This is a genomic window from Kineococcus aurantiacus (assembly GCF_013409345.1).
GTDB classification, from domain to species: Bacteria; Actinomycetota; Actinomycetes; order Actinomycetales; family Kineococcaceae; genus Kineococcus; species Kineococcus aurantiacus.
The window spans coordinates 3,373,078-3,386,996 of the sequence record NZ_JACCBB010000001.1 but is presented as its reverse complement, the minus strand read 5'-3'; the positions used below and the strand labels follow the sequence as shown (position 1 = coordinate 3,386,996).

The window sequence follows — 13,919 nt, the reverse complement described above, 5'->3', positions numbered from 1 at the left end:
CGGGTCGATCATCGGATCCACCTCTCCGTTTCGTCGTCGACTCGGGGGTGTTGCTGTGCGGGACCGGCTACCTGAGGGTGAAGCGGGCCGAGACCCGTTCGGCGGGAGTCCCGCCGTCGAGGCGGCCGTAGAAGGCGCTGCCGGGGGTGAGGTCCCGGCGGGCGACGGTCGTGCCCTCGATCGCCGAGGCGTACAGACCGGTGACCAGTTCCATCGTCGGGCGCGTGCTGGCCAGGGTCGTGGCGTGCGGCCGGCCGGCGAGGACGTCGTCGACGAGCTCGTCGATCTGGGCGGTGTGGCTGGAGGGCAGGTCGGTCCCGGCCGAGGCCCGCCACACGTCGGTCCCCGCCCCCTCCCCCGCCGCGTCCCGGGCCACACCCGGGTCCACGCCGTTGGCGGCCAGCGTGCGGGCGTCCGGCAGCGGGAACCAGGACCAGTCGGCGTCGGAGTAGCCGTACAGGTGGTTCACCTCCAGCGTCCCGCCGGTGGTGTCGACGCGCAGGCGGCTCACCTCGCGCGGCGAGAGCAGGCTCGTCACGACCGAGGCGAGGGCACCGTTCTCCAGGGCCACCGAGGCGCTGGCGACGTCCTCGAACTCGACGGGGCGGGCGATGCGGGCCGCCTTGGCGTCCACGGTCGCCCAGTCGCCCAGCAGGTGCAGCAGGAGGTCGATCTGGTGGATGGCGTGCCCGAGGGTCGGCCCGCCGCCCTCCCCGGCCCAGTTCCCGCGCCACTGCGGGGCGAAGTAGCTCTCCGGGCGGTACCAGAGGGTCTCGCACACGGCGAACTGCGGGGCGCCCAGGGCGCCCTCGGCCAGCAGCCGGTGGGCGCGCTTGGCCCCCGAGCCGTGCCGGTGCTGGAACACCACGTGCACCGACCCCGCGCTGGCGGCCTCCGCCTCGGCGATGAGGTCCAGCTCGGCCAGGGTGATCGCCGGGGGCTTCTCCAGCAGCACCGAGATGCCGAGCTCGAGCAGCGCCACGGTGGTGGCGGTATGGGTTCCCGGGGGCGTGCAGACCGAGGCGAGCTGGACGTCGCGCGCGGCGAGGTCGGCGAGGCTGTCGCAGGCGGTCGTGTCGAACTCCTCGGCGAAGCCCTTCGCCGCGGCGGGGTCGACGTCGAGGGCGGCGACGATCCGCGCCCGGGGGTTGGCGGCGTAGGCGCGGCCGTGGGAGCGGGCGATGCCCCCGCAGCCGACGACGCCGACCCGCAGTTCCTGTCCGGTACCGGAGGTGCTGGTGGAGGTGCTCACGCGGCGGAACCTCTCATCGTGGCGTTCTGCTGGGCGGTGATCGCCAGCCGCATCACCTCGAAGGTGTGGCTCTGCGGGCAGGCGGTCTGGGTGCGGTGGCGCACGTCGTGGACGAGCGCCGGGTAGTACGGCAGCTCCACGTCGGAGCAGTCGACGTGCTCGGTGGTCTCCTGGTCGACGACGAACAGGTGGTCGCCGCCCTCGCGGCCGGCGAGGTCGACGTACTTGCGCAGTTCGATGAAACCCTCGGTGCCGAGGATCGTCGTGCGCCCGTCGCCCCAGGTGGGCAGCCCGCGCGGGGTGTACCAGTCCACCCGGACGTACCCGTGCGCGCGGTCGGACATCAGCGTCAGGTCCCCGAAGTCCTGCATGCGCGGGGACTCGGGGTGGGTGTAGTTCGCGACCGAGCTGGAGACGACGTCGGCCGTCGTGGACCCGGTGTAGAAGAGGAACTGGTCGATCTGGTGGCTGGCGATGTCGGTGAGGATGCCGCCGGTGCGGTCGCGGTCGTAGAACCAGTCGGGGCGTCCCTCGCCGCCGGCCAGGTGGGCGCGGTCCCCCTCGCGGTGCGGGCCCAGGCCGATGGTCTGCACGACGCGGCCGATGCGGCCGGCCTGGACGAGTTCGCCGGCCTTGACGGCGCTGCGGACCTCGAAGCGCTCGGAGAACGTGACCGACCAGAAGCGGCCGGACTCGGCGACGGCCTTCTCGACCTCCTCCAGCTGCTCCAGGCTGACGCAGCCGGGTTTGTCGGCGACGACGTCCTTGCCGTGGCGCAGGGCGCGGACCGCGATGGGTCCGCGCCGGTCCGGGACGGCGGCCGTGACGACGAGGTCGACCGAGGGGTCGGTGAGCAGCTCGTCGGGGTCGTCGGACCAGGGGACGTCCGGCCACCGCTGCGCGACGGCCCGGGCCACCGCGGCGTCGCGGTCGTCCGTGGCCAGGCCGACCAGTTCGCACCCCTGGCCGAGCAGGCCGGCGATCTGGCCGAACGCGTGGGCGTGGTCGAGACCGACCGCCGCGAAGCGCACGGGTCGTTGTCCAGGAGACGTTCCCACCGTTGTTCCCCTCGTTGGAAGCGGTGCGGACCACTCAGAAAGTGATCGATAATCTTCGTTGACTGCCGGTACTGTAGTTATCGATCACTCGGAGTGTCAACGATGGGGACCAGACCAGTTCCGGGAGGACCGGGCATGCCGCACAAGCGCGCGACGATCTACGAGGTGGCGTCCCTGGCGGGTGTCTCGCACCAGACGGTCTCGCGCTACCTGCGCCAGAACGGCGGGCTGAAACCGGCCACGACGGCCAAGGTGCAGGCGGCCATCGCGGAGCTGAACTACCGGCCCAACCTCGCCGCGCGCTCGATGCGCACCCGGCGCTCCGGGCGGCTGGCGTTCCTCGTGCCGGCCACCAAGCTCAACGTCCTGCCCCTGCGCCTGGTCTCCGAGGCCGTCACCGTCGGGCACGGCGCCGGCTACGCCATCGACCTCATCGGCCTGGAGGGCCCCGCGGCCGACCGCGCCACCCGCGTCGCCGAGATCGCCGACTCCGGCGAGTACGAGGGCATCCTGTCGCTGGGCACCCGGGCCCAGGGCCCGGAGCCGTCCTCGGGGACCCCCGTGGTCACCATCGCCAACTACGACGACGAGCTGCGCGGCACCGGCGCCCTGGCCGACAGCGCCGCCGGCGTCCAGATCGTGCGCGCGCTCGCCGACCTCGGGCACGAGCACTTCCTGCACCTGGCCGGCCCACCCGGGTGGGCCTCGGCCCGCAACCGGCAGCGGACGTTCCTGGAGGCCACGGCCGACCTGGGGTTGTCGGCGACGGTCGTCGAGGGCGACTGGCACGCGCAGTCCGGGTTCGACGGCATCGCCGCGCTGCCCCGGGACACCCCCGTCACGGCCGTCCTCGCGGCCAACGACCACGTCGCCGTGGGGGCCCTGCGGGCCCTGACGCAGCGCGGCTGGCGGGTCCCGCGCGACGTGAGCCTGTTCGGCTGGGACGGCCTGGACTTCGGGCGGTTCTGCACCCCGACCCTGTCCACCGTCGCCATCGACGTCGAGCGCCAGGGCCGGGAGGCCATGGAACGCCTCGTGGCGCTGGCCCGCGGCCAGGAACCCCCGGCGCCGGACGCCCGGTCCCTGCACACGATCCTGCCGCGCGAGTCCATCGGGCCCGCCCCGACCCGGCGCCCGCGCCTGAAGGCGTTGCCGACGACCAGCTGACCCCCACCCGGCGGGACCTGTCCTCCGCGCGGCACGGGCGTCCGTGCCCTGTGCGTGCGGGGACCTCACCTCGCGGCGGGTGTGCGGATCGGTGCTGAGCCTGTCTCCTCCACGTCGAGAAACGGACCGCGACCGCTGACCGTGCGCGCACGCTACCACCGCCGCGCGGCCCCCAGCCCGGCACCGCTCAGCCCGGCAGCTCCCGACGGGTGAGGGCGGCCAGCGGCGCCCGCAGCTTCAGCAGCACCTCGGCGACCTCGGCGTCGGGGTCGGAGTCGAGCACGACCGCGCCGCCGGCCCCGACCCGCCACTCCCGCCCCACGCGGACGGCGGTGCGGATGACGACGGCCAGGTCCGCCGCGCCCGAGGCGGAGAACCACCCGAGGGTGCCCGAGTACACCCCCCGCGCCCGCTGCTCCAGGGCGTCGATGATCTCGGTGGTGCGCAGCTTCGGCGCGCCCGTCATCGACCCCGGCGGGAAGCACGCCCGCAGGCACTCCACCGCGCCGACCCCCGGCCGCAGCCGGCCCCGCACGGTCGTCACCAGCTGGTGGACGGTCGCCAGGGACTGGACCTCCATCAGGTGCGGCACGGTCACCGACCCCGGCGCGCACACCCGCCCCAGGTCGTTGCGCAGCAGGTCCACCACCATGAGGTTCTCCGCGCGCGTCTTGGGGTCCTCGGCCAGCGCCCGCGGGTCCGTCTCGACGGGGGCGGTCCCCTTGATCGGCCGGGTCTCCACCGCACCGGCGGCGTCGACGTGCAGGAAGCGCTCGGGGGAACTGCTCACGACGTCGACCCCGGCGGTGCGCAGCAGCGCCGCGTAGGGCGCGGGGTTGGCCCGGCGCAGCCGCCGGTGGACGCCGAACGCGTCGTCACCCTCCCCGACCGGCACCCGGGCGCGGGTCGTGAGGCAGATCTCGTAGCTCTCCCCCGCCCGCAGCTGCTCCTGCGCGGCCAGGACGTCGCGGCGGTACCGCTGCGGCGGCGTGTCGAGCGCGACCGGCAGGTCCCCCGGCCCCGGCACGGGCGGCAGCGCGGGCAGCGACCCGAGCGCCTCCACCGTCCGCCCCACCCACGCCGGTTCGTCGTCGCCGCCCAGCGCGACGACCCACGTCGCGTCCTCGTCGTGGTCCACGGCGACGAAGCGGTCCACGAACACCCAGTGCACCGGCGGGGTGCCGTCCTCGCGCGCGGTCGGGAACCCGCACTCGGCCCGGGCCTCGTACCCCGCCCAGCCGACGTAGCCGCCGTGGAACTCGAAGGGGACCTGCTCCCCGCCCCCGGCCTCCCCGTCCCCGGCCCGCCCGACCTCGACCTCCAGCGCCCCCAGCGCGGCCTCCAGCCCCGCCAGCGACGACACCGCCGGGCCCGTCAGCGGACCCAGGAAGGAGAACCGCCCCGACCCCGACCCCCGCGACGCCGAGTCCAGCCAGAACGCCTCACCCCCCTCCGGGCCCCCGCGGCCCTCACGGCCCCCGAACAGGCCCGCGAAGGCGCGCTCGGCGTCGACGGCCCCCGGCAGCCGGCGCGCGTGCAGCCGGTACCGCGCCGGGGCCGGCCCACCGCGCCCGGCGGCGCGCGCGGACCGCCGGCACCAGCGCACGAAGTTCTCCACCAGCCGGGCGCCGCTGCCGCTGGCGACCGACTCGGGGTGGAACTGGACCCCGACCTGCGGGCGGGTGCGGTGCCGCACCGCCATGAGCACCCCGTCGGCCGCCCACGCCAGCGGTTCCAGGTCGGCCGGCAGCGGCTCGGCGACCCGGAAGGAGTGGTAGCGCGTCGCGGGGAAGTCCTGCGGCAGACCCGCCAGCACCGACGTCCCCGTGTGCCGCACGCGGTCCACGAACCCGTGCCGCGGCTGCGGGGCCGCGTCGACGACGGCCCCCGCCGCCAGCGCGATGCCCTGCATCCCCAGGCACACCCCCAGCACCGGCACCTGCGCGCGGGCCAGCACGTCGGCCGACAGCGCGAAGTCGCGCGCGTTCGCCGGGTGCCCCGGCCCGGGTGAGACCACGATCCCGGCGAACCCGTCCAGGTCCAGCTCCCCGGGGGCCACGTCGTCGTCGCTGACGACGACCGGGTCGGTGCCCGTGGCGACCGCCAGGAGCTGGACGAGGTTGTGGGTGTAGGAGTCGTGGTTGTCCACGACGAGCCAGCGCACGCCTCAAGGATGCCGCGCGCCGGCCGTCCCGGCGTGCACCGCGTCCCCGAGCCGGGCCAGCAGCGGCGGCACGTCGTCGGCGCCGACGTGCACGTGCAGGACCGCCGCCCGCGAGGGGTCCCCCAGCGCCTCGTCCAGCGCGCGGGCCAGCTCCGCGGGGGTCCGCACCGCGGCGGTCAGCACGTCCCGGCCCGGGGCGAACAGCGCCGGGGCGGCCAGCCAGTCCCACGCGGTGACGTCCTGGTAGACGGCCTTGGGGCTCTGCAGCACCCGCTCGATGGTGTACCCGCCGTTGTCCACGACCACCACGACCGGGTTGAGCCCCCGCTGCAGGACCGTGGCGATCTCCTGCACCGTGAGCTGGGCGGCGCCGTCGCCGATGAACAGGACCGAGCGGCGCTGCGGGGCGGCCAGGCACGTGCCCAGCACCGCGGGCAGCGTGAACCCGATCGAGGACCAGATGGGCTGCACGAGCAGCTCGGCCCCGGCGGGCAGCCGCAGCTCCAGGCTGCCGTACAGCGACGTGCCCGCGTCCGCGACGACGATCGCGTGCTCGGGGACCCTGCTCTGCACCGTGGACCACAGCGCGTTCTGCGTCAGCGGCTCGTCGGGCGAGCAGGCCGGTGCGGCGACGTGCGGCCACGCGCCCACGACGGGGGGCAGCGGCGCGAAGCGGCGCTCGCGGACGACGTCGGCCAGGACGCCCACGGTGTCCTCCAGCCGCACGTCGTGGAACGTCACGCCGTCGACCACGGCGTGCCGGACCCCGAGCTGCACGGCGCGCTCGGGGTCGAACCCGTGGCTGAACAGGCCCGTCATGACGTCGGACAGGACGGTCCCGGCCAGGACGAGCAGCTCGGCGCCGTCGACGGCGTCCCGGGTCTCGTCGGCGATCGTCAGGGCCCCCTGGTAGGTCCCCAGGCTGGCGGGGTGCTCCTCGGGCAGCATCGCCTTGGCCCCCACCAGGGAGGCGACGCGCAAGCCGTCGTGGTCGGCGAGCGCCGCGAGCCCGGCCTCGGCGCGGCGGCGGTGGACCTGGGTGCCGGCCAGGACGGTGAGGGAGCCGACGTCGGCGAGGGCGTCGGCGAGGGCGGTGCGCAGGTCGGCCAGGGCCACGGGGTCGCTGGGGGCGGGCCGCAGCGGCCGGCGCAGCGGGGCGGAGCTGACGCGGGCGACGGCGACGTCGGCGGGGACGCCGAGGTAGACGGGTTTGGAGCGTTCGAGGGCGACGCGCAGGACGCGGTCGATCTCCAGGGCGGCGTCGGCGGCGCGCAGGACGACGCCGGTGGCGGTGACCTCGCGGTAGGCGCGGGCGAAGTGGTCGTGGTCGCCGTCGGCGAGGGAGTGGTGCAGCAGGGCGCCGCGGGCGCGGGCGCCGCTGTCGGGCATGCCGGTGATCTGCACGACGGGGACGTCCTCGGCGAAGCTGCCGGCGATGCCGTTGACGGCGGACAGCTCCCCGACGCCGTAGGTGGTGACGAGGGCGGCGACGCCGCGGGTGGTGCGGGCGTAGGCGTCGGCGGCGTAGGCGGCGTTGAGCTCGTTGGTGCTGCCGACCCAGGTGAGGCCGGAGGTGTCGAGCATCTCGTCGAGCAGGGCGAGGTTGAAGTCGCCGGGCAGGCCGAAGAGGTGGTTCCCGCCGAGTTCGAGGAGGCGGCGGGCGAGGTACTGGCCGACGGTGACGGTGGGGGCGGGGACGCTCATGGGTCCATCCCGCCGCACCGGGGACAGGTTGTCCAGGGACGGTGCGCCACTTGGACACATTGCCCAGTTGTCCGAAGTCATCCGGACAATCTGCCCACTCCCGCCGGGTCTGCTTCACTGTCGGGCGGCAACACCCCCTTCGAGAGTGGAGACCCCGTGATCCGCACCGTCCTCGGCGGCAAGATCCACCGCGCCACCGTCACCGGAGCCGACCTGCACTACGTGGGGTCCATCACCGTGGACGCGGACCTGCTGGCCGCCGCCGACGTCGTCGAGGGCGAACGGGTCTCGGTCGTCGACGTCACCAACGGCGCCCGGCTGGAGACCTACGCCATCGCGGGGGCCGCAGGGTCGGGGCAGGTGTGCGTCAACGGCGCCGCGGCGCACCTCGTCTCCCCCGGCGACCTCGTCATCGTCATGTCGTACGTGGGGCTGGACGAGGCCGAGCTCGCCGCGCACCGCCCCCGGGTGGTCCACGTGGACGCCGGCAACCGGGTCGTCGCGCTCGGCACCGACCCGGCCGAACCCGTCCCCGGGGCGGGCGACCAGTTCGCCTCGCGCTGAGGGCCCCGCCGGCCCACCGCCCCGGGCCCCTCAGGGGTTCGGGGACCGGTGACCGGTGACGAGCCGCAGCGAGCCCGCGAAGGAGGGTTGCCGGCGCAGGTGCCCGAACTCCCGGTCCCACGCCCCCGACGCCAGGTCCGCGCGCAGGGTCCGCTCGAAGCGCCGCTCGACGTCCGGGCCGACGAAGCTCCACGCCGAGTTCGCCCGGCGCGCCCCGGGGTCCAGCAGCAGTTCCGGCCGCCCGTAGTACGCCTCGGAGAAACCGTCGACGCACCCCAGCGGGACGTCCACCGGCTGCACCCGCACCCACCCGCCGCCAGGGGCGGTGAGCGCCCGCTCCACGGCGGCGATCGCCGGGTAGCGGCGCGCCTCGGTGGCGATGACCTCCGGCGCGTACCGGGTCAGCCACGACGCCTCCAGCGCGGCGGGGTCGCAGGTCAGGACGAGCACGGGCCCGCGGGTGACGCGCCGCACCTCGGCCAGGCCCGCGGCCAGGTCGGGCCACTGGTGCACGGTGAACGTGGCCATCGCCGCGTCGAAGGCGCCGTCGTCGAACGGCAGGTGCTCCGCGGTCGCGTCGACGGCGACGCTCAGGTGCGGCGGGCGCTGCCGGCGCATCGTGGCGCTGGGCTCGACCGCGGTCACCCGGCGGTCGGCCGGTTCGTAGGACCCCGCCCCCGCCCCCACGTTCAGCACGGTCACCGCCGGCCCCAGCGCGGCCTCGATCGCGGCCGCGACGACCGGTTCGGGGCGGCGGTAGGTGCTGTACCCCGTGCCGATGCCGCCGTAGTCGGCGTCCCCGGCGCTGCCGTCGGCGCGGCGTGGCGCCGCCGGGTCCCCCACCCGTCGTGGGTCGGTCATGGAACTCACGCCTCCTCCTGGTGGTCCCGTCGCAGGTGCCCGCGCCGGGACCACCACGGTGGCCGCCGGGTGCGCGCCCCGGCCAGTGGCCGGAGCGCCGCCGGTCGCAAGGATCTCGCCACGGGTCGGGCGGGGCACGGCGGTCGGGGTGCCCGCCCGGGACGACGATCAGCCGCTTCGGAGAACGGCTCGTCACCGACGCGGGACTGCGCCGGTCGCTCGCCGACGCGGGTGCCGCCGGCGCCCACGTGAACACCCTGTCCCTCGGCCACGACCTCCACCTCGTCCTGCCGCCCGGGACGCCCGGTACCCGGGCAACCACAGCTGCGACCCGAACACGTGGTGGGTCGACCCGTGCACCGTCGTCGCACGGCGCGACGTCGACCACGGCGAGGAATCGACCCTCGACCACGGGACGATCACCGACGCCCCGGACTCCGAGATGCCGTGCTCGTGCCGCTCGGGGTCCTGGCGCGGCCGGGTCACCGACCGGGACCGGCGACCGCCCCGACTGCAGGCGCAGCACGGACGACACCGGGTCCTGGTCCTGACGGAGCGCATCGCCGCCTGCCGCGTCGCAGAACATCGGTGACGGTTCCGCACCAGGACACCGGTGACGCTCCCCGTCGTCTCGGTGGTGACACTCCTCACCCTGGCCCCGCACTGGCGCTCCCCGGTCACGGCGCAGCGCGAGGACCTCGTGCGGCACCGGGCGACGCGCGGTGAGCGCGTGGCCCGGCGGACGGGTGCGGCCAGGGCGAGCAGCGCCCTGAGGGCCGTCAACGGCTCACCCGTGTCGCCCCGACTTCACGGTCATGGCGACTTCACGGTCATGCCGATGAGCGAGCAATGGATTCAGGTGTTCTGTCGGGTGGTCCTGTCATGATCGTCCTCATGCTGGAGCAGTCGGAGCGTGAGCTGGAGTGGGATGACGACTCGGAGCGGTGCTTCACGATCGTGCAGGGGTTGACACCCGTCCAGGCTCTGCAAGTGCTAGTGCCCGATGCGGTCACTGACATCGCCCCCGCTCGGGAGGTCGAGCACTGGCTGGATGCGCCCTGGGGTCTTGACGAGCAGGTTGAGTACCCCGAGATCGCCTTCGCCGGGACGCATGAGGGCTGGACCTGGGTGTTCGAGCCCAACGGCTTCGCCGGGTCGAACTTTGAGCCCAGCACATCGACGCCCGTTCCGAGTCGCTACATCAGCGTGTACTGGAACATCAACGCCGTCATGCGCTTTCGCTACCTGGTGGACGGCGAACTGGGCCGCGACTTCGACCCACTCTTCCGCGCCGACGACGGTGCCGACAATGAGCTGAACGGCGTCGACCTTGACGCGGACCTCCTCGTGGGAGAGCCGGTGCCGGAAGGAGACCCCTTGCCCCAGGAGGACGACATCGACTGGACTGAGCCGCGGAAGGCGTCGATGAGCCTGCTGGTCAACCTCAGTGGCGTGAGCTGGCCTTCGACCAACGACCTGGTCCGCAGCGCCACTGCGGCGGTCGGCTACACGATCTGATCATCCGGAAGCGCAGCTCGATCCCCACCCTGCACGCCAGCGTCCGGCGGAGATGCCCAGGTGCATGGCGCGAGCCGCGCTGCGCACGGTCATGGCGCGAAGCGGCGCGATCATGTGGGCATGAGTGACCACGATCCAGCACCAGGGCCGCTCGACCACGCCGTGCACGACCTGCTCCTCAGCGCACTGCGCCCCTACGGCTCCCCCGCCGAGGTCAGCCTTCACCTGGTCCCCCACACCCGGCTGTGGGTCACTGCCGTCACCCCCCACCGCCCCAGCGCCGCGCCCCTGTCCGTCGGCGTCGAAAGCCCTTCGGACGCCACCGGCACCGACGTCGCCTTCACCATCACCGTCGCCCACACCTGGCTGGAAGTCGACGGCCTCGACGAGCCCCTGACCTGGCTACGGCAGCTGGCCGAAGCAGTCTTCGCCGGCCACCTGCAGGAGACCGGCTTCACGAAGGCCAGCGCCGTGCGCATCCACACCGTCGCAGGTCTCGTGGAAGGCGGTGCCTGGCAGCTGCCGCTGGTGCGCCGGTTGCTACCGCATCGACGCTTCACCGCCTACGCCGATACCGCACCCGCCGGCACACCCTCGCCTCGCTGAGGCGGTGCGCCATGACCTTACGGTCATGGCGCGAGCCGCGCTCCGCACAATGATCGACTCACAAGGCGCGATCGACCAGGTCCTTCGCCGTGAAGAGACCCAAACGGTCATCCGACTCCCGCAACGCCCGGATCAGCGCAATGCGCCCCGCAGACGTGTTCAGGTCTAAGCCGCAGCATTGGAGGGTGGTCCTGGTGGTCCTATGGTCGAGCAGTGTCCTTGTTCGTGTTCACTGACCAATCCATTCTTAAACCATGACCACACAGGAGCAGACCCAGCAGACCCTCATCTCCGCCGGCGACCACACCGTCCCGATCACAGTGTTCGCTCGCACGAGCGCCCCCACGGGTCGTACCTTCGAGATCATCGCCCCCATCGATCTCACTCAGGTCTTCAATCCCGTCTGGCCCTTCCCGGGCGTGAGCTCCATCCACAACAACCTGCCGGAGTGGGACCGCCCCGGCCTTTCGCGCTACCCGCAGTTCGACGACGGATCTCAGGCCACCGAGACGCTCACCGAGTACGTCGAGGGCTACGGGTTTGCCTATGAGCTGACGGACTTCACCAACGTCCTAGGGCAGCTCGCCGAGGGTGTCCGAGGCGAGTGGTCCTTCCTGCCTGACGCCAACGGCACCATGATCCGCTGGACCTACGAGTTCTTGCCCAAGGCGGGCCGACGTCCGATCCTCGCGGGACCCTTCGCTCCCTTGTGGAAGCGTTACATGCAGCGCGCCCTGGACGAAATGGTGAAGCACGTCGAGCTGACGCTGGCGGCAACCGGGGACCGGTGAGCAACTCCTCGTCATGAGCTATATGCCGCTCACACAACGCGTGGGTCGGATCACGCACCCCGTGAGGTTGTGCGCGACCAACGGAGCGTCGTCGCGGCATCACCCGCTCATCTCGACAGGTATCTCGGCGCCGGCAGCGCTCACCACCGCCTGATCCAGCCCGACCTTTGGAGGCAGATCGACCTACCAGGCGATGGCGTAGCCCTCACCGCGACCGGCTGCATCAGCCGTACCCAAGGTCCACGACGAAGCGCCCTGCTCGAGCACCAAGTCCACATCGCGCATCGGGCTCTCCGAACTCGCCGACCCGCCTGCTCACAGAGAACCGCGACTGCCTCGCACCCTACGAACCACTGCGCGAGGAGTCCTACTTCACCCCGGACGGCCAACGAGCAGACATCGACGCCGCCCTGAACGCCCACCAGCAGGCGGCCAACTTGCCGCACGTCATCCTCGATGACATCGGCGCGGTCATCGGCCACATCACCCTCAGCGGCATCGTCCGCGGAGCGCTGCAGTCGTGCGGCGTCGGCTACTGGATCGCCCAAGCTGCCGGCGGGCGGCGCGGGCACCGCCGCGGTGACACGGATGACCCAGCTGGCCTTCAAGGAGCTGGCGCTGCACCGGGTACAAGCAGAGACGCTGGTGGACAACGTCCGATCCCAGCGGGTGCTAAAAAGGGTCGGCTTCACCCGCTACGGGCTGGCCCCGGAGTAGCTGAAGATCGCCGGCAGGTGGCAGGACTTCCTGATGTACCAGCTGCTGAGCTGAACGCACGGTCATCCGCGGTGCGCGGGCGCTCGACCGAAGCACCCCTTCGGCGATGCAGCGGATGCGAGCATCAGAACGAGGACCGCCATGTGGGGCCTCGCGCGGGTGGCCACACCTCAGCAGCAGACCAGGAAGGATCAGCAGGAGCACAACGATGAGGACCACCCGATCCAGGGGCGCCACGCTGGTCGCGGCAGTGCCGCGCAGCGGCGGCAGGCCCGTCGCACACGCAAAGCTCGTCAGCTCGGTTGGCGCGTCTGGCTGACCCAAGGGTGGCGTCGCTGGTGGACCCCCTCGCCCGCCCTCAGCCTGCCCTTCGTGTGCCTTGAACTGGCGGCCTTGCTGGTGCTGAGTACGGCGCTGCTCCTTTCGTCGCGCCTTCTGGCTGTAGACGCCTTCACCTCAATCTGGAGCTCGGCCATGCTGCTGCCCTTCGCCTTGAGCACGCTGCGCGACGTCGTCTTCCTCATTGGCCCCGCCAGGACCCCAGCTCGCGACGACCAGAGCAATGAGGAGCACCCCTCCGCCTGATGCTGAAGCAGCACAGGACTGCCCGAGGTCACGACTGATCTGCGAGTTCACGGTCATCCCGCTGTCCAGGACGTCGAGGACCGCCCCCGCGCCTGACGATCGACCTGCCGTCCCCGCCTCAGCGGGCGCAAAGCCACCTACGCCAGCCGCGACTGCCGCCGGCGTCGCCACCGCGCCAAGCACACGGCAGCCACCATGGTCACCCCCGCGACAGCAGCCTGCAGGAACGGCGCAAAAAGCAGCCCCAGCACCGCGGTGGAGGACTCCGAGGTGAGAACACTCCACAGCAGCCCCACGGTGAGGGCCACCAGCACCAGGCCCCCCACGATCGCCACCGCAGCACCACCACGCCAGTGCCGGTACACCGAGACCGCCACAGCGACGGCGGCGGCGAACGGCAGCAGCGCCCACCCGATGAACAGCACCGTGAAAAGGACCGCCCCCACATCCTCGGTGACGAGGTCCCAGCTCGTCAGGTGCGCCGACACCACCAGCGTCGTCACCGCCCCCACCACCGGCAGACCGACCAACGCCAGCAAGAGGGGATCGCGAAGCGATGAGGGACGGCGAGGTGTCGTGGGCACAGGCTCACCGTGCCAGCCGCGTGGCATCGGCGTGGCAGACCGGCCAGCTTCTCCACCACTCGGACCACCCCGGGGGCCGCCTGCCTCAGGTGACCACCCGGCAGTGGCGATCTCACGGTCATCCCGCCCTCCGGGCGGGCTGGCGCGTAGTGCGGTCCTGCTCCTGGACGGTCAGACGTCAACGCCCTCGCCGCGAGGGCACCGAGAGAACGTCGCCACCGACGTCCGACGCCTCAGGTGGGAGCCGGAGCAGGCAGGACATGACAAGGCCCCGGGGGGTTTCCCTAGCCGAAGCTGGTACGCCGTGAATCCCGGGGCTCTCGTACGTCCAAGTCCAAGATCGGCGGC

13 protein-coding genes are annotated in these 13,919 nt (G+C 72.9%); 7 read left to right on the top strand and 6 right to left on the bottom strand.

Annotation, left to right across the window (positions count from 1 at the left end):
* Nucleotides 1–67: 67 nt before the first annotated feature.
* Both BJ968_RS16365 and BJ968_RS16360 read right to left on the bottom strand, forming a co-directional pair.
* The gene (locus BJ968_RS16365; protein WP_179753614.1) at nt 68–1,252 is read right to left on the bottom strand and encodes a Gfo/Idh/MocA family oxidoreductase; all 1,185 of its coding nucleotides are present in this window, start codon (nt 1,250–1,252) and stop codon (nt 68–70) included.
* The gene (locus BJ968_RS16360; protein ID WP_179753612.1) at nt 1,249–2,283 is read right to left on the bottom strand and encodes a Gfo/Idh/MocA family protein; all 1,035 of its coding nucleotides are present in this window, start codon (nt 2,281–2,283) and stop codon (nt 1,249–1,251) included. Before BJ968_RS16360 ends, BJ968_RS16365 begins: the two co-directional genes overlap by 4 nt.
* A 162-nt stretch (nt 2,284–2,445) precedes the next feature.
* On the opposite strand from BJ968_RS16360, the gene BJ968_RS16355 reads away from it, so the two are divergent.
* On the top strand, nt 2,446–3,477 hold the full coding sequence (locus BJ968_RS16355; RefSeq protein WP_179753610.1) for a LacI family DNA-binding transcriptional regulator: 1,032 nt from the start codon (nt 2,446–2,448) through the stop codon (nt 3,475–3,477).
* 187 nt (nt 3,478–3,664) lie between these two features.
* Here the strand turns inward: BJ968_RS16355 and BJ968_RS26810 are convergent, their stop codons facing one another.
* Together BJ968_RS26810 and BJ968_RS16345 are read right to left on the bottom strand one after the other, a co-directional pair.
* Nucleotides 3,665–5,641 carry a chorismate-binding protein gene (locus BJ968_RS26810; protein WP_179753607.1) on the bottom strand — a complete coding sequence of 659 codons (1,977 nt, stop codon included), beginning with the start codon at nt 5,639–5,641 and terminating at the stop codon, nt 3,665–3,667.
* Nucleotides 5,642–5,644: 3 nt separating this feature from the next.
* On the bottom strand, nt 5,645–7,345 hold the full coding sequence (locus tag BJ968_RS16345; protein WP_179753605.1) for an alpha-keto acid decarboxylase family protein: 1,701 nt from the start codon (nt 7,343–7,345) through the stop codon (nt 5,645–5,647).
* Nucleotides 7,346–7,501: 156 nt separating this feature from the next.
* Between BJ968_RS16345 and panD the strand changes: the two genes are divergently transcribed.
* Nucleotides 7,502–7,909, top strand: a complete 408-nt coding sequence (gene panD, locus BJ968_RS25850) for an aspartate 1-decarboxylase (RefSeq protein ID WP_179753603.1) — start codon at nt 7,502–7,504, stop codon at nt 7,907–7,909.
* Nucleotides 7,910–7,939: 30 nt separating this feature from the next.
* Here the strand turns inward: panD and BJ968_RS16335 are convergent, their stop codons facing one another.
* Nucleotides 7,940–8,770 (bottom strand): class I SAM-dependent methyltransferase, encoded by an 831-nt coding sequence (locus tag BJ968_RS16335; RefSeq protein ID WP_179756845.1) that lies wholly within the window; start codon nt 8,768–8,770, stop codon nt 7,940–7,942.
* A gap of 894 nt (nt 8,771–9,664) precedes the next feature.
* On the opposite strand from BJ968_RS16335, the gene BJ968_RS16330 reads away from it, so the two are divergent.
* The 5 genes from BJ968_RS16330 to BJ968_RS16310 all read left to right on the top strand — a co-directional run bounded on the left by BJ968_RS16330 (nt 9,665) and on the right by BJ968_RS16310 (nt 12,987).
* Nucleotides 9,665–10,288: a DUF6461 domain-containing protein gene (locus BJ968_RS16330; protein WP_179753601.1), complete on the top strand. Its 624-nt coding sequence runs from the start codon at nt 9,665–9,667 to the stop codon at nt 10,286–10,288.
* Nucleotides 10,289–10,450: 162 nt separating this feature from the next.
* Nucleotides 10,451–10,894, top strand: a complete 444-nt coding sequence (locus BJ968_RS16325) for a hypothetical protein (protein WP_179753599.1) — start codon at nt 10,451–10,453, stop codon at nt 10,892–10,894.
* Nucleotides 10,895–11,148: 254 nt separating this feature from the next.
* On the top strand, nt 11,149–11,685 hold the full coding sequence (locus BJ968_RS16320; RefSeq protein WP_179753596.1) for an SRPBCC family protein: 537 nt from the start codon (nt 11,149–11,151) through the stop codon (nt 11,683–11,685).
* Nucleotides 11,686–12,273: 588 nt separating this feature from the next.
* On the top strand, nt 12,274–12,402 hold the full coding sequence (locus BJ968_RS27165; protein WP_246315693.1) for a GNAT family N-acetyltransferase: 129 nt from the start codon (nt 12,274–12,276) through the stop codon (nt 12,400–12,402).
* A 141-nt stretch (nt 12,403–12,543) separates the two neighbouring features.
* Nucleotides 12,544–12,987: a hypothetical protein gene (locus tag BJ968_RS16310; RefSeq protein WP_179753594.1), complete on the top strand. Its 444-nt coding sequence runs from the start codon at nt 12,544–12,546 to the stop codon at nt 12,985–12,987.
* A 137-nt stretch (nt 12,988–13,124) separates the two neighbouring features.
* On the opposite strand, the gene BJ968_RS16305 is transcribed toward BJ968_RS16310, so the two are convergent.
* Nucleotides 13,125–13,526, bottom strand: a complete 402-nt coding sequence (locus tag BJ968_RS16305) for a hypothetical protein (RefSeq protein ID WP_179753591.1) — start codon at nt 13,524–13,526, stop codon at nt 13,125–13,127.
* Nucleotides 13,527–13,919: the final 393 nt, after the last annotated feature.